Source organism: Desulfurivibrio modestus (assembly GCF_044068625.1).
In the GTDB taxonomy this organism is placed as follows: domain Bacteria; phylum Desulfobacterota; class Desulfobulbia; order Desulfobulbales; family Desulfurivibrionaceae; genus Desulfurivibrio.
The window spans coordinates 27,001-43,885 of sequence record NZ_JBIPKH010000001.1 but is presented as its reverse complement, the minus strand read 5'-3'; the positions used below and the strand labels follow the sequence as shown (position 1 = coordinate 43,885).

18 protein-coding genes are annotated in these 16,885 nt (G+C 62.1%); 8 read left to right on the top strand and 10 right to left on the bottom strand.

The genetic code is table 11. From position 1 onward, the window contains the following. Positions 1-29: 29 nt before the first annotated feature. Both ACHHRT_RS00200 and ACHHRT_RS00195 read left to right on the top strand, forming a co-directional pair. The gene (locus ACHHRT_RS00200) at positions 30-512 is read left to right on the top strand and encodes a SixA phosphatase family protein (RefSeq protein ID WP_395496646.1); all 483 of its coding nucleotides are present in this window, start codon (positions 30-32) and stop codon (positions 510-512) included. Positions 513-541: 29 nt separating this feature from the next. Continuing rightward, entirely contained in the window at positions 542-733 is a 192-nt protein-coding gene (locus tag ACHHRT_RS00195) for a hypothetical protein (protein ID WP_395496645.1), read from the top strand. On the opposite strand, the gene ACHHRT_RS00190 is transcribed toward ACHHRT_RS00195, so the two are convergent. The 5 genes from ACHHRT_RS00190 to secD are packed head-to-tail and all read right to left on the bottom strand — an operon-like array spanning position 723 to position 6,010. Then, the gene (locus ACHHRT_RS00190; protein WP_395496644.1) at positions 723-1,019 is read right to left on the bottom strand and encodes an FtsB family cell division protein; all 297 of its coding nucleotides are present in this window, start codon (positions 1,017-1,019) and stop codon (positions 723-725) included. The genes ACHHRT_RS00195 and ACHHRT_RS00190 overlap by 11 nt on opposite strands. A gap of 28 nt (positions 1,020-1,047) precedes the next feature. Continuing rightward, positions 1,048-1,749, bottom strand: a complete 702-nt coding sequence (tatC, locus tag ACHHRT_RS00185) for a twin-arginine translocase subunit TatC (protein WP_395496643.1) — start codon at positions 1,747-1,749, stop codon at positions 1,048-1,050. Between the two features lie 9 nt (positions 1,750-1,758). Further along, on the bottom strand, positions 1,759-2,586 hold the full coding sequence (locus ACHHRT_RS00180; RefSeq protein WP_395496642.1) for a phosphoribosylformylglycinamidine synthase subunit PurQ: 828 nt from the start codon (positions 2,584-2,586) through the stop codon (positions 1,759-1,761). A 34-nt stretch (positions 2,587-2,620) separates the two neighbouring features. After that, positions 2,621-3,370, bottom strand: a complete 750-nt coding sequence (locus ACHHRT_RS00175; RefSeq protein WP_395496641.1) for a YkgJ family cysteine cluster protein — start codon at positions 3,368-3,370, stop codon at positions 2,621-2,623. Between the two features lie 30 nt (positions 3,371-3,400). After that, complete coding sequence (gene secD / locus ACHHRT_RS00170) at positions 3,401-6,010, bottom strand: protein translocase subunit SecD (protein WP_395496640.1); 2,610 nt, start codon at positions 6,008-6,010, stop codon at positions 3,401-3,403. A gap of 251 nt (positions 6,011-6,261) precedes the next feature. Here secD and rsfS point away from each other — a divergent pair, with 251 nt between their 5' ends. The 5 genes from rsfS to ACHHRT_RS00145 are packed head-to-tail and all read left to right on the top strand — an operon-like array spanning position 6,262 to position 11,796. Next, positions 6,262-6,657, top strand: a complete 396-nt coding sequence (gene rsfS, locus ACHHRT_RS00165; RefSeq protein WP_395496639.1) for a ribosome silencing factor — start codon at positions 6,262-6,264, stop codon at positions 6,655-6,657. Then, the gene (gpmI, locus tag ACHHRT_RS00160) at positions 6,647-8,236 is read left to right on the top strand and encodes a 2,3-bisphosphoglycerate-independent phosphoglycerate mutase (protein ID WP_395496638.1); all 1,590 of its coding nucleotides are present in this window, start codon (positions 6,647-6,649) and stop codon (positions 8,234-8,236) included. The genes rsfS and gpmI overlap by 11 nt, the downstream gene beginning before the upstream one ends. Positions 8,237-8,269: 33 nt before the next feature. After that, positions 8,270-9,658 (top strand): threonine synthase, encoded by a 1,389-nt coding sequence (thrC, locus tag ACHHRT_RS00155; protein WP_395496637.1) that lies wholly within the window; start codon positions 8,270-8,272, stop codon positions 9,656-9,658. Continuing rightward, positions 9,648-10,481, top strand: coding sequence for a purine-nucleoside phosphorylase (locus ACHHRT_RS00150; protein ID WP_395496636.1), 834 nt, complete (start codon positions 9,648-9,650; stop codon positions 10,479-10,481). Before thrC ends, ACHHRT_RS00150 begins: the two co-directional genes overlap by 11 nt. Further along, on the top strand, positions 10,474-11,796 hold the full coding sequence (locus ACHHRT_RS00145) for an amidohydrolase family protein (protein WP_395496635.1): 1,323 nt from the start codon (positions 10,474-10,476) through the stop codon (positions 11,794-11,796). The genes ACHHRT_RS00150 and ACHHRT_RS00145 overlap by 8 nt, the downstream gene beginning before the upstream one ends. Before the next feature lie 17 nt (positions 11,797-11,813). On the opposite strand, the gene ACHHRT_RS00140 is transcribed toward ACHHRT_RS00145, so the two are convergent. From ACHHRT_RS00140 to ACHHRT_RS00130, 3 genes are read right to left on the bottom strand one after another with little or no spacing between them, the layout of a single operon-like run. Further along, positions 11,814-12,656: a metal ABC transporter permease gene (locus ACHHRT_RS00140; protein ID WP_395496634.1), complete on the bottom strand. Its 843-nt coding sequence runs from the start codon at positions 12,654-12,656 to the stop codon at positions 11,814-11,816. Beyond that, positions 12,649-13,416 (bottom strand): metal ABC transporter ATP-binding protein, encoded by a 768-nt coding sequence (locus ACHHRT_RS00135; protein WP_395496633.1) that lies wholly within the window; start codon positions 13,414-13,416, stop codon positions 12,649-12,651. Before ACHHRT_RS00135 ends, ACHHRT_RS00140 begins: the two co-directional genes overlap by 8 nt. Next, positions 13,413-14,363, bottom strand: coding sequence for a metal ABC transporter solute-binding protein, Zn/Mn family (locus tag ACHHRT_RS00130; RefSeq protein WP_395496632.1), 951 nt, complete (start codon positions 14,361-14,363; stop codon positions 13,413-13,415). The genes ACHHRT_RS00135 and ACHHRT_RS00130 overlap by 4 nt, the downstream gene beginning before the upstream one ends. A 228-nt stretch (positions 14,364-14,591) precedes the next feature. Between ACHHRT_RS00130 and tatA the strand changes: the two genes are divergently transcribed. After that, complete coding sequence (tatA, locus tag ACHHRT_RS00125; protein WP_395496631.1) at positions 14,592-14,828, top strand: twin-arginine translocase TatA/TatE family subunit; 237 nt, start codon at positions 14,592-14,594, stop codon at positions 14,826-14,828. A 47-nt stretch (positions 14,829-14,875) separates the two neighbouring features. Here the strand turns inward: tatA and ACHHRT_RS00120 are convergent, their stop codons facing one another. Next, on the bottom strand, positions 14,876-16,159 hold the full coding sequence (locus tag ACHHRT_RS00120; RefSeq protein ID WP_395496630.1) for a class II fructose-bisphosphate aldolase: 1,284 nt from the start codon (positions 16,157-16,159) through the stop codon (positions 14,876-14,878). A 137-nt stretch (positions 16,160-16,296) separates the two neighbouring features. Continuing rightward, entirely contained in the window at positions 16,297-16,497 is a 201-nt protein-coding gene (locus ACHHRT_RS00115) for a cold-shock protein (RefSeq protein ID WP_395496629.1), read from the bottom strand. Positions 16,498-16,885: the final 388 nt, after the last annotated feature.

The following is a 16,885-nucleotide window of genomic DNA, read 5'->3' as shown; positions in this document are numbered from 1 at the left end:
TTTTTCCGAACCTTGGGGGAGAGATGGTCATGAAGACCCTCTGTTTATTGCGGCACGCCAAATCGGGCTGGCAGAATGCCCAGGCCGGTGATTTTGAACGGGAGCTTGATCAACGCGGCCTGGCCGATGCCCCGGTGATGGCCCAGCGCTTGCGGGCCCACGCATTTTTTCCGGAACTGATTGTGGCCAGTCCCGCCCGGAGAACCCGCCAGACCGCGGCTATTTTTGCCGAATCCCTGGGTTATCCGGCCGACCGGATCGCTTATGACGAGAAGATCTATTATGAGGCTCTGGATCTCTTGCTGGGCCTGACCCAGAGCTTTGACGACCAGCTGGCCCGGGTGATGCTGGTGGGCCACAACCCCTACCTCTCTCTGCTGGCGGAGTGGTTCAGTGGGGAAAAGTTCGGCACCATTCCCCCTTGCGGCCTGGTGGCCTTCTCCTTCCCGGTGGCTTCCTGGCGGGAGATCGGCCGGGGCAGCGGTACTCTCCTCTTCAGCGATTATCCTTAAGTTCAGCACCGGAACAGGAGCCGTGACTCATGACTTTTTCCTGCCGTAACTACGATTTTAATTTGAACAACTGCCAAAAGTTGAAGTCCGACTGCATCCCCGGGCGCCGGGGCTGCGTGCTGGAAGGACGGGTCAAGCTCAGTGAGGAGTTGGAAAAAAAGGTGGCCGAGCTGGAGGCCGGGTGGTCTGGCCGGAGGGGGAAGAGGCGGCTCAGCGGCTGAAATTGAAGATCATCTCATTTTTTTTCAGTAGCCCGTGCTGGCGGCGGGCCACCTCTTCAATATACTTCGGGTCGTTGCTTAACTTCGCAATTTCGATGAGCAGTTCCTGATTTTCCTGTTCCAGCCGGCTGTTTTCCGCTTGCAGGCCCGCCAGTTCCCGGGAAATTTTCGAGTATTGCCAGAGACCATAGGGGCTCAGCAGCATCCAGAGAACCACCAGGGCCATTAAGAGCAGGGTGACGGCCTTGGCCGGATTTTTCTCTTTTGACTGATATGGGCGGGGCATCTTTTCTGTCTATTCCTCTCTCGAGTCGTCACTCGATTTTAAGCAGCTTGATGATCATAATACCCGATTCGTAAAGCAGATACATCGGCACTGCCATGAAGGAGAGGTTGACCATGTCCGGCGTGGGGGTGATCAGGGCGGCGATGATGGTGATGATCAGCACCGCGTAGCCCCGGTTGCGCTCGAAACTTTTTCTGGTCAGCAAGCGGCTCTTGGCTCCAAAGACCATGAAGATCGGCAGCATGGCAATAAAGCCGAAGGCCAGGACAAAGACGGTGACGAAGGTGACGAATTTGCCCACCGCGATCACCGCCTGTAACTGCTCGGATTGATAGCCCAGCAGAAAATTAACCCCCAGGGGCAGGGTTACCATAAAACAGAAGATGGTGCCGCCATAAAAGAGCAGGCAGCTGAAGAGCACGAACCAGACGCGGGTGGGGCGGGTAAGGTTGAAGGGGCCGGCCATGGCCTTCCAGAACCACCAGGAAAAGAGCGGCACGGTGGTGAAGATGGCCAGCCCCAACCCCAGCCTGACGTGGGCCAGGAAGGGATCGGTGACGGTGAAATAGGCCAGCTCCTGGTTGAGGTGGGCCTGCAGGAAGCGGAGAGTTTGCGGTGAAATCACGGTAAAGGCGGCGGTGGCCGCCACCAGCAGGATCCCCAGATAGAGCATCGGTGTCCGCAAGTCCAGGATCAGCCTGGCCAGACGATGACCTTTGGATGCCGTCATCCCGTCCGCTTACAGCACGTTGGCCCGGATGAATTCGATGCCGTTGCGGAAGAGCGCCACCCCTTGGCCCTCCTCGGGCAGTTGTTCCCGGGTCCAGCGCGGATGGTTGACCCGGTGGAGAAATGCCTCCGGGTGGGGCATCAGGCCGAAGAGACGACCGCTGGGGTCGCAGATGCCGGCGATTCCGCCGGGAGAGCCGTTGGGGTTCCAGGGATAGCGCATGGTGGCCTCGCCGGTCTCCGGATCGGCGTAGCGCATGGCGATCAGGTGGTTCTCCTCCAGCATGCCCAGGACCGTCTCGCTGGCGGGAACGAACTTGCCTTCCCCGTGGCGCACCGGCAGGTAGAGCTGTTCCAGTCCCCGGGTGAAAACGCAGGGGCTTTCGGGATCGATCCGCAGGTTGACCCAGCGATCTTCAAAGCGGCTGGAGTCGTTGTGGGTCAGGCTGACCAGGCGGCGATCGTAGCGATGGTCGAAGCCGGGGAGCAGGCCCATCTTGACCATCAGTTGGAAGCCGTTGCAGACCCCGATGATCAGCTTGCCCGCCTCGATGAAACGGTAGAGCTGATCGCGGATCGGCTCACCCCCCGGCTTTACCGTGGCGTGGCGCAGGCGGTGGGCGCCGGCCTGGCCGGCCCCGAGGTCGTCTCCGTCCAGGAAGCCGCCGGGCAGGTTGAGCAGGTGATACTCATCCAAGGTGAATTCACCGTGGAGCAGTTCGCTCATATGGACGATATCCACCTGCTCGGCCCCACCCAACCTGCAGGCCTGGGCCATCTCCACCTCGCAGTTGGTCCCGTAGCCGGTGATCACCATGGCCTTGACCGCTTTCTTCATGTCGGCGTCTCCTTACAAAAGGCCTTGCCCGGCCCTAAAGCTTGAATTCATTTCGCAGCCAGTCGATGGCGACCAGCAGCAGTTCCATCTCATCGAGAGTGGCCAGTTCGGTTGCCGAGCGCCCCTGGGGGTCGGCGGCGACCAATCGGGCCGCTTCCCCGGCCAGTAGTTGCGCTTGCAACTGTTCCAGCTGGTAAAGGGCTTCCAGGTACTGGGCCTTCTGGGCCGGGGTCGGTCGCCAGCCCTGTAGAATTCTGGGATGGCGCAGCAACGGCAGCAAGGCGTCGCTGACCCGGTTGTAGGCGGTGAGCCCCTGGCCGTCCATCCAGCTGGCCGCGTCTTTCTTCCGGTCCAGCTCAAAACCGCGGCAGTGGGGTTCCCGCACCAGCACGAACAGCTCCTGGATCTTGCGACCGCCGCAGCCGGTCAGGCGCAGACCCCGGCCCAGCGGGTAGGCTCGGCAGGCGGCGGGACGGTCCTGGTACACCGTGCAGCCGGAGGCGGCGACAAAAGGGCAGCTGGCCCGCCCGTCATCCACCATGGCCAGGAAGACCAGGGGAAAGGCCTCATCCTCGCTGGCCTCCACCACCGCGTAGCGTTCGAGAAACTCGTCTGAAGATATCCCCAGGTTCCGGCGCAGGCGCAGGACATCGTAGGGGGTCAGGACCAGATCCAGGGCCCGGCAGCACTCGGTAAAGCAACTCAAATCCGGGCCACAGTCGAAGGCGAACTGCTCCTTGCCCTGCAGGGGCTGGAGCTGCTCCTCCGGCGGTTTGATGCTCATGGGTTTGCTCCTTTAAGCCTCGGGTTGTCTTCAGACCTGGGCTCCATCCCCTTGGAGTTCGGTTTCATTGGGACGTTGATCTCCCCCGGGCAGCAGCATCAGCAGTGGACTGGCCACGAAGATGGAGGAGAAGGTGCCGATAATAATGCCCATCAGCAGGGTCAGGGAGAAGTCGTTGATCACCGAGCCGCCGAAGATCAGCAGGGCGGCCAGCACCAGGGCGGTGGTCATGGAGGTGATGATGGTTCGGCCCATGATGTCGTTAATGCTGCGGTTGATCACATCCTTCATCGACTCCAGGGGCCTTTTCTTGAGATTTTCGCGGATGCGGTCGAAGACCACCACCGAGTCGTTGAGGGAGTAGCCGGCCAGGGTCAGCAGGGCGGTCACGATCAGCAGGGTGATCTCGATGTTAAGCAGCCAGCAGAGACCCAGAACCACCAGCACGTCGTGGAAAGTGGTAACGGCCGCCGCCATCCCGAAGCGCAGGTCGAAGCGCAGGGCCAGATAGATGATTACCCCCAGCAGGGCGATGAAGATCGCCTGCAGAGCCTTGTTGCGCAGGGTATCGCTGATGGCGGAGCCGATCTCCGATTGGGTTTCCAGGGCAAACCCTTTGTCGGCCAGAGATTCGTTCAAGGCGGCGGTTACGGTGGCGGTGATATCTCCCACCACCGCTCGCTCCTCCTTAATGCGCACAATCAGCCGGTTTTCCCCCTCCACGTGCTGGGGTTGGGCGCTTTCCAGACCGGCCTGGTTGAGGGCGCCGCGTACCTCGGCCAGGGTGAAGGGCCGTTCGGCTCGGTATTGGGCCATGGTGCCGCCGGCGAAATCGACCCCCAGGTTGGCGGTGCCCCGGCCGATCTCCACCAGGGCCACGGTGCCCAGCAGCAGCAGCACGGCGGAGAAGCCGAAGGCGATCCGGCGCAGGCGCATGAAGTCGAGGCCGGGGTTGCTCAGCAGGCTGAGGAAGCGCAGCTCGCCCAGCCGGCGCCGGGAGTGGAGAAAGTCGTAGACCAGTTTGGTGCCGAAGAGGGTGGTGAACAGGTTGAAGGTTACCCCCAGGGAGAGGGTGACGGCAAAACCCTTGATCGGGCCGGTGCCGAAGAGGAAGAGGGCCAGGGCGGTGATCAGGGTGGTGACCTGGGAGTCGACGATGGTGGAGAGGGCGTTGCCATAACCCCCTTCGATACCGGATTTGGTGGTTTTGCCCAGGGCGAACTCTTCCCGCATCCGCTCGAAGATCAGCACATTGGCATCCACCGCCATTCCGATGGCCAGGATGATGCCGGCAATCCCGGGCAGGGTCAGGGTGGCCTGCATCATGGCCAGGCCGGTGAAGATGAAGAGGATGTTCAGGGCCATGGCGGCGTTGGCGATCACCCCCGAGAGGCGGTAGTAGATCACCATGAACATCGAAACCAGCAGGGCCCCGAAGAGGCCGGAGATCAGCCCCCGCTGGATCGAATCCCGCCCCAGGGAGGCCCCCACCGTCAGGTTCTGGATGATCTCCACCGGGGCGGGCAAGGCCCCCACCCGCAGCACGATGGCCAAGTCGGCGGCCTCTTCATGGCGGAAGCCGCCGGAGATCTGGGCGCTGCCGCCTAAGATCCGCTCCCGGATCACCGGCGCTGAACGGACCACCTCATCGAGGACGATGGCCAGTTGGCGGCCCACGTTGCGTTCGGTGATCTGGCCGAAAACCCGGCCGCCCCGGTTGGTCAGATCCAGGCTGACGTAGGGTTCGTTAAAGGTACCGCCCACCCGGACCCGGGCGTCGCGGACCATCTCGCCGGTCATCAGGGAGGTGGAGTAGAGCAGAATCGGCTCAATTCGTTCCTGGCCGGTCTGGCGGTCAACGCTGCGATGGAAATAGATTTCGCGGTCGTCGGGGAGCATCCCCCGCAGGGCCAGGTTCAGCTTGCGGCGATCCTCGCCCCATTGCCACTGGCTGGCCTCCACCGCCTGGGTGATCAACTGCTGGAGGTTGACCGCCTGGGAATCGTCCACCAGCTTGAACTCCAGCTGGGCGGTCTGGCCGATCAGATCGATGGCCCGTTCCGGATCACGCACCCCGGGCAGCTGGACCACGATCTCGTTGATCCCCTGCCGGACAATCACCGGTTCCGCCACCCCGAACTGGTCGATCCGGTTACGGATAATCTCCAGGGACTGGCGGACCGCATTTTTTTCGATGAAATCAACCTGCTCCTCATCCAGCTTGAGGAAGACCCGGGGAAAGGTGCCCTCCTCGCTCTCGACCCGGATGGTAAGATTGGGGAAATCCTCGCTGACCGTGCGCTGCACCGCATTGAGGGCCCCGATGTTGGGCAGGGTGAAAACGGCGGTTTGGGGATCGGTGGTGCGGGCCCGCACCAGGGTGACCTGCTGTTCCCGCATCACCTCCCGCAGCTCTTCGGCGGCCAGGTCCAGGGAGTTGGCGATGGCCCGGTCGATATCCACCTGCAGCACCAAGTGCATGCCGCCCTGGAGATCCAGCCCCAGCCGCAGCCCTTCCGGGGCCAGATATTTTTTCCACCAGTCGGGCACCGCCACCGACAGCGAAGGTAACACGGTGGCGATGGAGAAAAAGATCATCACAAAGAGCAGGCCGATCTTCCATTTCAACGAGCTTTGCATGGATACTCCTGTTTAACGGGATTTTTTCCCCTCTTCGCCATGGGGCCACGGAAGGGTATTGAAGAAGACCGGTGATTATAACCCCACAGCCCCCGGAAGTCAAAGCGCACTTTAATTGGGGGCCGGATGGCAAAATCTGGCCCGGCCGAGGGGATTCCCGGTTGCACCCAGGGCGCCGGCAATATATGATACGGGTCTTTGAGCGCAATTTAGCCAAACCTTGTGATTTTCACCTAATCAGGATCAGAAAAATGCACATAAAAGCAGTTGCCGGAGCGTTAAAAGATCTTTCCGGGGTGGAGCTGGCTCGGATCGCCGCCGAAGCGGCCCTGGATAAAAAGGCGGAGGAGCTGGTGATTCTCGATGTTCGGGGGCTTTCCTCCTACACCGATTACCTGCTGATCATGAGTGGTCGCTCCACCCGTCATGTCCAGAGTCTGGCCAAGGCGGTGGATGAGGCCCTCTCCCCCAAACGCTTGAAAACCGGCGATACCGAAGGTTTGGCCGAAGGCCACTGGGTGCTGCTCGATTTCAGCGACCTGGTGGTTCATATTTTTTATCGTGATCTGCGGGGATTTTACGATCTTGACGGGCTCTGGCACGACGCGGCCAAGGTCACTCCCGCTGGAGGTCAGGATGCAAAATAAAGTACGGCCGGTGCTGCTGGCCATCCTCGATGGCTGGGGCGAGGCGCCGCCGGGCCCCAGCAACGCGGTTTATCTGGCCGCCACCCCCAACATGGATCGCTGGCGCCGGCAATACCCCTTCACCACCCTGGTCGCCCACAACGGGGCGGTGGGTCTGCCCGAGGGGCAGATGGGCAACTCCGAGGTCGGTCATCTCAATATCGGGGCCGGGCGCACCGTCTATCAGGATTTCACCCGGATCAGCCTGGCGGTGAGGGAGGGGAGTTTTTTCACTAATCCCGCCCTGACGGCGCTGATGACCCAGATGGGGGAACGGGGATCGGCCCTCCACCTGCTGGGCCTGCTCTCCGACGGCGGTGTCCACAGCCATATCGATCATCTGGTGGCCCTGCTGGAAATGGCGGCCCGCCGGGGGGTCGAGCGGGTTTTTGTTCACCCCTTCATGGATGGCCGTGATACCCCGCCCCAGAGCGGCCTGGGCTATATGGAAGCCCTGGTCGCGGCCCTGGATCGCCTTAAGATCGGTCGGGTCGCCACGGTTTGCGGCCGGTTCTATGCCATGGACCGGGACAAACGCTGGGACCGGGTGGCTCTGGCCTGGGAGGCGGTGGTGGACGGGAGGGCGGAGCGGACCGCCCGCGACCCCCTGGCGGCGGTTCGGGATGCCTACGGCCGGGGTGAAAGTGATGAATTTATCAAGCCCACCGTGATTAGCCCCCCCGATGGCACCCCGCCGGCATCTTTGGGGGACGGTGATGGGGTGATCTTTTTCAACTTCCGCGCCGATCGGGCTCGCCAACTGGTCAGCGCCCTGATTAAAGATGATTTCAGTGGTTTTGATCGCCCCCGTCGCCCCCGCTTGGGGGGGGTGGTTACCATGACCAACTATGAAAATGATTTCGCTCTGCCGGTGGCCTTTCCGCCCCAGACCCTGGAACGGATTCTGGGGGAGGAGGTCAGCCGCCATGGCCTGAAGCAGTTGCGGATTGCCGAAACCGAGAAGTATGCCCATGTGACCTACTTCTTCAACGGCGGGCGCGAGGAGCCTTTTCCCGGTGAGGAGCGGGCCTTGATCCCCTCGGCCCGCCAGGTTGCCACCTACGATCTTAAGCCGGAGATGAGCGCCCCCGAGGTTACCGAGGAGCTGTTGAGGAGGCTGGCCGGCGAGGGCGGGGAGGGCTCCGACCCGGAGATGCCATACGCGCTGGTGGTGCTCAATTTCGCCAACGGCGATATGGTGGGGCATAGCGGGATTCTGCCGGCGGCGATCAAGGCTTGCGAGGCGGTGGACCATTGCATCGGCCGGGTGGTGGAGGCGTTCACCGCCGCCGGCGGGGTGGTGCTGATCACCGCCGACCATGGTAACGCCGAGGAGATGATCAGCCGGGAGTCCGGCGGCCCCATGACCGCCCATACCTGCAACCCGGTGCCCCTGCTGTTGATCGACCAAGAGGCCGCCCCCGGCGCTTATCGTTTGCGGGCCGATGGGACCCTGACCGGGCTGGCCCCGACCATTCTTAAATTGATGGGGTTGCCGGTGCCGGCGGAGATGGATGGCGCCTGCTTGCTGCTCGACTGAACCATTTACTTAAACAGCTCAAGGATAACGACTATGCGCTATCTCTCCACCCGGGGCGGGATCGCCCCCATTCCCTTCACCGAGGCGGTGATGATGGGTCTGGCCACCGATGGTGGCCTGTTGCTGCCGGAGCGGCTGCCCACCGTCGATGCCGCCACCATCGAGCAGTGGCGCGGTCTGGCCTATCCCGATCTGGCCTGCGCGGTCCTTGGCCTCTTCATTGATGATATCCCCGCCGCCGACCTGGAGCGGCTGGTCAAGCGCTCCTGCGCCGGATTCGACCATCCCGAGGTTACCCCTTTGGCGCGGCAGGGAGAGTGCCATATCCTGGAACTGTTCCACGGGCCGACCCTGGCCTTCAAGGATGTGGCCCTGCAACTGCTGGGCAATCTTTTTGAGTACCTGCTGGCGGCTTCCGGCGGGCGGATGAACATTGTGGGGGCCACCTCGGGAGATACCGGCAGTGCCGCCATCTACGGGGTGCGGGGCAAGGAGCGGATCAATATCTTCATCCTCCATCCCCACCAGCGGGTCAGCCCGATCCAGGAGCGGCAGATGACCACGGTGCTGGATGCCAATGTTTTCAATATCGCGATCAAGGGCACCTTCGACGACGGCCAGGCCATCGTCAAGCGACTGTTCAACGATATCCCATTCAAGGAGAAACATCAGCTGGGGGCGATCAACTCGATCAACTGGGCCCGGATCGTCGCCCAGGTGGTTTACTATGTTTACGCGGCCCTGCGGTTGGGCGACGAGCGGGGTACCCCGGTGGATTTTGCGGTCCCCACCGGCAACTTTGGTGATATCTTCGCCGGCTTTGTGGCGCGCCGGCTGCTGGGGGAGCGGATCGGGCAGCTAATTCTGGCCACCAACGAGAACAATCTGCTCACCCGTTTCGTGCTGGCCGGCGATTATTCGGTGAGCCAGGTGCGCCCCACCAGCAGCCCCAGCATGGATATCCAGTTGGCCAGCAATTTCGAGCGTTATCTTTACTATCTCAACGGGGAAGACCCGGCAGCGACCCGCCGGGAGATGGAGGGGTTCGCCGCCACCGGCAAACTCTCCTTCGCCGGGGAGCGGCTCACCCGGATCCAGGCCGATTTCGCTTCGCACAGCGCCGATGAGGCCGCCACCCTGGCCACCATTCGTGACTTTAAGGCTCGGCATGGCTATCTCCTCGATCCCCACACCGCCGTGGGGGTATACGCCGGCCTGGCCTGTCGCCGGGAAGGGGTGCCCCTGGTTTGCCTGGCCACCGCCCACCCCGCCAAATTTGCCGCCGCGGTGGAGGCCGCCACCGGCCAGCCGCCGGTGTTGCCGCCGGCCCTGGCCCAACTGGCCGACAAGGAGAGCCGTTGCCGGGTGCTGGCCGCCGATCCCGGGGTAATCCGAGATTTCATCGAACGCCATGCCATCTGAACCGACCTTTCCCCAACGGGTGGAGGAGGCCCGGGTCTATCTGCTGGAGCGGCTCCATGCCGAGCCGGAGGTGCTCCTGGTTTTGGGCACCGGCCTGGGGCATCTGGCCGGGATGATCGAGGACCCCCTGCTGGTGCCCTACGATGCCATTCCCCATTTTCCCCGGACCACGGTGACCGGTCATCACGGCAATCTGCTCTTTGGTCGGCTGCGGGGGCGGCAGGTGGCGATCATGCAGGGCCGTTTCCACTATTACGAGGGCTATTCGGCCCAAACCCTGACCATGCCGATTCGGGTTCTCTCCCTGCTGGGGGCCCGGGAGCTGGTGGTTTCCAACGCCGCCGGCGGATTGAATCCCGCCTTTGAACCCGGGACCCTGATGCTGATCAACGATCATCTCAACTTTATCCCCGACAACCCCCTGCGGGGGCCCAACATTGACGCCTGGGGGCCCCGGTTCCCCGACCTCTCCACCGCTTATGATCGGGGGCTGCTGGCCCGGGCCCGGGCCTGCGCCCGGCGGCTGGAGCTGGATCGCCTGGCCGAGGGAGTCTATGTGGCCATCCCCGGTCCCAGCCTGGAAACGCCGGCGGAAACCCGTTACCTGCGCCATTGCGGGGCCGACGCGGTGGGGATGTCCACCGTGCCCGAGGTGATCGTGGCCCGCCATGCCGGGATGCGGGTGCTGGGAGTCGCGGTGGTTTCCAACGTCAACGACCCCGATAATTTTAAGCCCATTCTCCTTGATGAGATCATTCGCGAAAGCGAGGCCTGCGCCGCCCGGCTGGAGCGACTGCTGCTGGAGTTTCTGCGCGATGAATGAAAAAGATATCGACCTGTTGCTGACCGGGGCCCTGGTGCTGACCATGGATGATCAGGAGCGCCAGTGGCGAGATGGCGCGGTGGCGATCCAAGGGGACCGGATCGCGGCGGTGGGCCCGGCCGCCCAACTGACCGCCCGCTTCCCCACCGCTCCCCGCCTGGACACCCCCCATGGCCTGATCATGCCGGGCCTGATCAATACCCACACCCACGCGGCCATGAGCTGCTTCCGGGGGCTGGCCGACGATCTGCCCCTGATGACCTGGCTCACCGAGCATATCTTTCCCGCCGAGGCCAGGTTGACCCCCGAGATTGTCTACCGCTCAACCCTGCTCTCCATGGCGGAGATGATCCGCTCCGGCACCACCAGTTTTTGCGATATGTATCTGTTTTCCGCCGAAGTGGCCAAGGCCGCCGAGGAGAGCGGGATGCGGGCCTGGCTGGGCGAGGGTTTTTTCGATTTTCCCTCTCCCTGCTATGGCCAACTGGCCAACGGCTTTGCCTACCTGGAGGATCTGGTGGCCCGCTACCGGGGCCATCAAAGAATTGAAATCACCGTGATTCCCCACGCGGTCTATACCTGCTCTCCCGAGTTGCTGCGGAAGCTGCATGGGGTGGCTCGCAAGCATGATCTGATCTATCAGATCCACCTGGCCGAAACCCGTGACGAGGTGGCCAACTGCCGCAAAGAGTATGGCCGGCATCCGGTGGCCCATCTGGAAGCCCTGGGGGTACTCGATGAGCGGACGGTGGCGGCCCATGGGGTTTGGCTGGGCGAGGGGGAGATCGAACTGCTGGCCCGGCGGGGAGTGAAGATCGCCCATTGCCCGGAGAGCAACATGAAGCTGGCATCCGGGGTGGCCCCGCTGGGGGAACTGCTGGCGGCGGGAGTCACGGTGGGTCTGGGTACCGACGGGGCGGCCAGCAACAACGACGTCGATCTGTTCGGAGAGATGGATATGGCCGCCAAGATTCATAAAGTCAACAAGCTGGACCCCACGGCGGTGAGCGCGCCGGCGGTTTTGGGGCTGGCCACCCGCGGCGGGGCAAAACTGCTGGGGGCCGAAGAGCGGATCGGCACTCTGGAGGTGGGTAAAAAGGCGGATTGCATCGTGCTTGACCTGCATCAGCCCCATCTGACCCCGCTCTATCACCCGGTCTCTCAGCTGGTCTACGCGGCCCGGGGGGCGGATGTGAAGCACTCGATAATCGACGGTCGGCTGGTGATGCGTGACCGGCAACTGCTGACCATCGACGAGGCCAAGCTGCTGGCCGAGTTCGGTGATATCGCGGCCCGGTTCAACCCCTTCAGCTGAGTCGGTGGCGGAGCCGGTCAGCGGGTGGCGATTTTTTTGCCGGCCAGGGCCAGCAGATAGGAGAGGGCGGCCACCAGGATGATGACCGGGCCGCTGGGAAGATCGTGGTTGAAGCTCAGGGCCAGACCCAGGGTGACGAAGAGCAGACAGCAGAGGGTTGCCCCCAGCATCATCTGCCAGAGAGTGCGGGCGAAGGTGCCGGCCACCGCCGCCGGCAGGGTCAGGAGGGCGATCACCATCACGATTCCCACCACCCGCACCAGCAGGACCACGGTCAGGGCGGTGAGCAGCAGCAGCAGCAGGGTGTAGAGCTCGCTGTTCAAGCCCCGCAGCCGGGCGAACTCCTGATCGAAACTCACCGCCAGCAGCTGGTTGTAGCAGAGCAGGACAATCCCCACCACCACCAGATCCAGCCCGATCACCAGCCAGAGATCGGTTTGGGAGATTAGCAGGATGTTGCCGAAAAGATAGCTCATCGGCTCAACATAACCGGGTGTTTTGGCGATGAAGAGCAGGCCGATGGCCATGCCGGTGGCCCAGAGGGCGCCGATCACCGTGTCCTCCCGCTGTTTGGCGTGGAGACTGACCAGGCCGATGATCAGGGCGGCCAGCAGGGCCGCGATGATCGCGCCGTAGATCGGATCGAACCAGGCGATTCCCACCTTATGCCGCAGGTAGAGCCCGGCCCCGATCCCCCCCAGCACGCAGTGGGCGATGGCCCCGGCCAGGTAGCTGATCCGGCGGGCCACCACATAGGTTCCCACCACCCCGAAGGAGATCGAGGCCAGGGCGCCCACCAGGAAGGCGTAGCGGAAGAAGGTGATGTCGGGGTGGCGCAGGGCCTCGATAAACTCAAACACCGCAATCCCCCCCCTCTTTCCCGCAGTGGTGATCGTGGCGGATCAGGGCCACGTCGCCGCCGTAGAGCTCATGGATCATTCGGCCATCCAGTTCGGCCACCGGGTGGGTGGCCACCCGCCGGTTGACGCAGGCGATCCGTTGGAAGAAGCTGGAGGCAAAACCCACGTCATGGGTAACCACCACGATGGTGCGGGTCCGGTTCAACTCCCGCAACAGGTTGAAGAGTTGATTCTCCGTTTCCATGTCGATATTGGCGGTGGGTTCGTCCAGCAGCAGGATCTCGGCCTCGCAGGCCAGGGCCCGGGCGATCAGCACCCGTTGGCGCTGACCGCCGGATATTGCCGAAAAAAGTCGATTTTCCAAGTGGTTTAGCCCCACCAGCGCCAGGGATTCCCGGGCCACCCGGCGGTCGGCGGCCCGGTAGAAGCCCCCCCAGCGGCGGCCCAGGCGGCCCATCAGGATCACGTCCAGGACCGTCACCGGAAAGAGGGGGTCGTAGTGGGAGTACTGGGGGACGTAGCCCAGGTGCAGGCGCATCGCCGCCGGCTGCCGTCCCCGCACCAGCACCTGACCCCGATCCGGTTCCAGCAGGCCCAGGATCAGCTTTAGTAAGGTGGTCTTGCCGCCGCCGTTGGGTCCGACAATGCAGAGGGAATCCAGCTCATCGATTCGGAGATTGACCGCCTCCAGGATCGGCACCCGGTCATAGGCGAAGTGGAGGTCGCGAATCAGGACGGCTGGCTGGTTGGCGGCGCTCATGGTCGTTGATCGCCGAGGTCCTGTTGCTCCGTCAGGCCACCCAGGGCCTGGTGGATCCGGGCAGCCATTTCGGCCAGGTTGGCGAGAACATCTTCGGTCAAGGGGTCCAGAGGCACCACCACCCCGTTGATGGCCCGGGCCACGGCGGCGGCACTCTTGCGGTCAAACTGGGGCTGGACGAAGATCACCCGCACGCCGTCCTGGTGGGCTTGGTCGATCAGGTTGATCAACTGCCGGGGGGCGGGGGTTTTGCCGCCGATCTCCACCGCCCGCTGTCGCAGGTCGTAGGCGTTGGCGAAGTAGCCGAAGGCGGGGTGGTAAACGTAGAAGGTCCGTCCGGCCAGGGGGGCCAGCAGTTGGCCGAGCCGGGCGTGCAGGGCCTCGATCTCATGTTGCAGCTGCCGCTGGTTGGCCAGATAATAGGAGGCCCGGGCGGGATCCTGCTCGCCGAGAGCGTCGGTGATCCGTTGGGCGATGACCAGCAGTTGCTGGGGGTCCAGCCAGATATGGGGGTCGAGTTCGCCCTGTCCGTGGGACGGGTCCTCCACATGGTCGTGGTCGTGATGGTGCTCGGGCATGGGCAGTTTGACGATCCCCCGACCGGCCTCAATCACCCTTGGCCTGCTGTCGGTGGCGATTCTGGCCAGCAGGGTTCGTTCAAAAGGCATATCCAGAGAAAAGTAGAGGGTGGAGCGACTCAGCCCGGCCACCTGGCCGGGGCTGGGCTCAAAGCTGTGGGGGTCCTGGCCCGCCGGGATCAGAGTGGTTACCTTGACCAAATCCCCGCCGATCCGTTTCACCAGGTAGGCCAGGGGGGGGATCCCCACCGTAACCTCCTGGACCGCCAATTGATCGGCGGCTGCCTGCCGCGGGGGGGCGCCAACCCAGAGGGTGGCGCAAAGCAGCAGCAAGATGGCAATTCTGGTGCCAATGGTGGCTTTAATCATCTTGATTCCTTATCCTTTTTCGCTGGTTGAGTTGAGCTTCGAGATTCTAACCATGGTGGCCCGGTCAGGCAAGGGAAAAGCAGGATGGTTTGCCGGTGTTTGGCTGGGGTTGCGAAAGAAGGTTTTATTTCGGCACGATATAAGGTAAAAAGGTGGGAACTGTTTCCGGCTGGGGGCCGCAGGTAGGTTCGGGCCGGTCCATGGAGCTACAAGTTAAGGAGAAATGCCATGTTTGGTTTGGGAATGCCCGAGTTGATCGTGATCCTGGTCATCGCTTTTCTGGTTTTCGGCGGCAAGAAGCTGCCGGAGATCGGTTCGGGGCTGGGTAAGGCCATCAGCTCCTTTAAGAAAGGGGTCCGTGAGGTGGAGCAGGAGAGCGGAATCAGCGATGTCAAGTCGCTGAAAGAGGAACTCAAGGAGGAGGTCGACAAGGTCAAGGATCTGGGTAAGACTGAAAAGAAATAGGGGTTGTCTTCAGGAGAGCCGCGGAAAGTCGGCCCTCCCGGTTACTTTCAGTCGTCGTAGTCTCCCGCCGGCCCCTTGTCGCTGTCCAGGTTGGCGGCCCGGGCGGCAATCTTCTCCCCGCTCCACTGGGCCGGATCTTCCAGCCGTTCCGCCTTGGGCCCCAAGTTGTAACTCCCCTGATTTAAAATGGCCTCCACCGCCAGGGTGGCGGTACCCTCGGCGTTGAAAACTTCGGTCAGCAGCCGGTAAACAAAATCCTCCACCCGCTTGATCATCCGTTCCCGGATGGCCCGGGGCTGGCCCAGCAGCCGGTTTTCAAAGGGCAGGTTCAGGTTTTTGTAGTTGCCCGCCTTCCAGCCTTTTTCGGTGGCATAAGCCACCATCTCATTCCACAGCGCCTCGCTGACCCCCTGGCCTTTCAGCTTGATAAAGCGTCCATTCTCGTCAAGTCTGGCATTGCCGTAGTCGTTGACCTCCACCCCCCAGGAAACCATCTGCAGGGCGGTGGCCACGTTGGCCTTGGTGGTGCGGGTCTGTTCGGCGATGGCTCGCAGCCGTTCGGAACTGTTGCCGGAGGTGCCGTGCTGGGCCCCCGATATCCGGTAGGGGGAGAGCTGGTCATGGATGACGCGGGTCAACTCCACGTCGATCCCGGCGTCGCTGGCCTCTATTCCATGGGTGGTTCCATTGTTCAGGGCGATCCAGTCGGGGAAAACGCCGTGGGCGTTGAGGCCCTGGATCAGAAAGAGAGCCTCGTCGGGGGTGGATAGGCCGCTGGTCCCCTTGATTTCGCCGACTTCGGTCTCATAACCGGCCCAGGTCGGAATCAGTTGACTTAGCGAGAGGTTGGTCAGCAGATTTTTCTCGTCCGGCAGGTGGGAGGCGTCGATGGCAATCGAGGTAATTCCAGCCTCAAACAGGGTGGGGATCTCTATCTTGGCGAAATCGAGATCGCTCTCCTTTTTGAGTCCGTAATGGTCGGCGTGGATCGCCACCGGCACGGTAATCCCCAGTTCGTTCATGGCCGCGTCCACCATGGTGGCCATGTTCCAGTAATTGATCGGACAGTAGGCCTTGGCCCCCCCTTCGGACCGGGCGATCTCAATGATCAGGGCCGCGTCGGCCCGCTGGGCGGCCAGGAGGGCCCCGCGAATGATGAAGCTGTTGCGGGCGTTGGCGGCAATGGTCATGCAGCGACCTTTGAGCAGCATGGCCCGGTCGATAACCTTGCCGCTGACGATCAGGGCTTGGGAGTGGGGAAAGAGTTTGCTGATATTGGGGGGGCGACCCACCGCCAGGGCTTGGGCGAAGTCCCTCTGATTGATGGTCATCTTGCGAAACCTCCTCCGGTAAGAAGATTCTAAAGTTGGTTAACAGCCAAAAATATAGCACGGTTGGGGATTATACAAGCAAAAAAAAAGCCCCGCGCCATGACGGCGCGGGGCTTTGGGTGATTCAAAGTTGTCTTTTAGAGCTGACGAACGTTGCCGGCCGCCGGGCCCTTGGGTCCGTCCACGATTTCGAACTCGACCCGTGCTCCCTCTTGCAGGGACTTGAAACCCTGGCCCTCAATCGCGGAATGATGCACAAACACATCACTGCCGCCATCCTGAGCGATGAAGCCATAACCCTTTGCGTCGTTGAACCACTTTACTGTACCTTCTGCCATGATCTGCTACTCCTTGCTGGACGCGGCCCCATCCGGGACCACTTGATAAGTTCACCGAGCTCCATTGGAGAACCCGGCTTGCCGTATGAACGCTGATACAAAAAAACCGCACAGAAAAGACCCGTGCGGCTTGCTTTATTCGTAATCTGTTCAATCACAAATAATATCTGCACTCCTACGGCGTTATAAAAACACTCTCAACTTATATCATGACCACCTGTTGATGGCAAGGGGAAAAGAGAATAAAAAGCTGAAAACCGAGTTTTATTTTTGCCGGTCCGTGGTGGTGCCCGGCTGATATTTTCCCTTGACTGGGCCCGGCAATCCCACTATTCTGCGGCAATTTTGCTGCACTGTTGCTGTCTGTTAACCATATTTCACCCAAGCC

What these genes read in the sequence shown, in the direction of transcription:
- thrC (WP_395496637.1), top strand. Translation starts at nt 8,270, where the DNA reads ATGCGCTATCTCTCCACCCGGGGCGGGATCGCCCCCATTCCCTTCACC.
- tatA (WP_395496631.1), top strand. Translation starts at nt 14,592, where the DNA reads ATGTTTGGTTTGGGAATGCCCGAGTTGATCGTGATCCTGGTCATCGCT.
- ACHHRT_RS00180 (WP_395496642.1), bottom strand. Translation starts at nt 2,586, where the DNA reads ATGAAGAAAGCGGTCAAGGCCATGGTGATCACCGGCTACGGGACCAAC.
- ACHHRT_RS00120 (WP_395496630.1), bottom strand. Translation starts at nt 16,159, where the DNA reads ATGACCATCAATCAGAGGGACTTCGCCCAAGCCCTGGCGGTGGGTCGC.
- ACHHRT_RS00135 (WP_395496633.1), bottom strand. Translation starts at nt 13,416, where the DNA reads ATGAGCGCCGCCAACCAGCCAGCCGTCCTGATTCGCGACCTCCACTTC.
- ACHHRT_RS00130 (WP_395496632.1), bottom strand. Translation starts at nt 14,363, where the DNA reads ATGATTAAAGCCACCATTGGCACCAGAATTGCCATCTTGCTGCTGCTT.
- ACHHRT_RS00200 (WP_395496646.1), top strand. Translation starts at nt 30, where the DNA reads ATGAAGACCCTCTGTTTATTGCGGCACGCCAAATCGGGCTGGCAGAAT.
- rsfS (WP_395496639.1), top strand. Translation starts at nt 6,262, where the DNA reads ATGCACATAAAAGCAGTTGCCGGAGCGTTAAAAGATCTTTCCGGGGTG.
- ACHHRT_RS00115 (WP_395496629.1), bottom strand. Translation starts at nt 16,497, where the DNA reads ATGGCAGAAGGTACAGTAAAGTGGTTCAACGACGCAAAGGGTTATGGC.
- ACHHRT_RS00145 (WP_395496635.1), top strand. Translation starts at nt 10,474, where the DNA reads ATGAATGAAAAAGATATCGACCTGTTGCTGACCGGGGCCCTGGTGCTG.
- ACHHRT_RS00190 (WP_395496644.1), bottom strand. Translation starts at nt 1,019, where the DNA reads ATGCCCCGCCCATATCAGTCAAAAGAGAAAAATCCGGCCAAGGCCGTC.
- secD (WP_395496640.1), bottom strand. Translation starts at nt 6,010, where the DNA reads ATGCAAAGCTCGTTGAAATGGAAGATCGGCCTGCTCTTTGTGATGATC.
- ACHHRT_RS00150 (WP_395496636.1), top strand. Translation starts at nt 9,648, where the DNA reads ATGCCATCTGAACCGACCTTTCCCCAACGGGTGGAGGAGGCCCGGGTC.
- gpmI (WP_395496638.1), top strand. Translation starts at nt 6,647, where the DNA reads ATGCAAAATAAAGTACGGCCGGTGCTGCTGGCCATCCTCGATGGCTGG.
- tatC (WP_395496643.1), bottom strand. Translation starts at nt 1,749, where the DNA reads ATGACGGCATCCAAAGGTCATCGTCTGGCCAGGCTGATCCTGGACTTG.
- ACHHRT_RS00195 (WP_395496645.1), top strand. Translation starts at nt 542, where the DNA reads ATGACTTTTTCCTGCCGTAACTACGATTTTAATTTGAACAACTGCCAA.
- ACHHRT_RS00175 (WP_395496641.1), bottom strand. Translation starts at nt 3,370, where the DNA reads ATGAGCATCAAACCGCCGGAGGAGCAGCTCCAGCCCCTGCAGGGCAAG.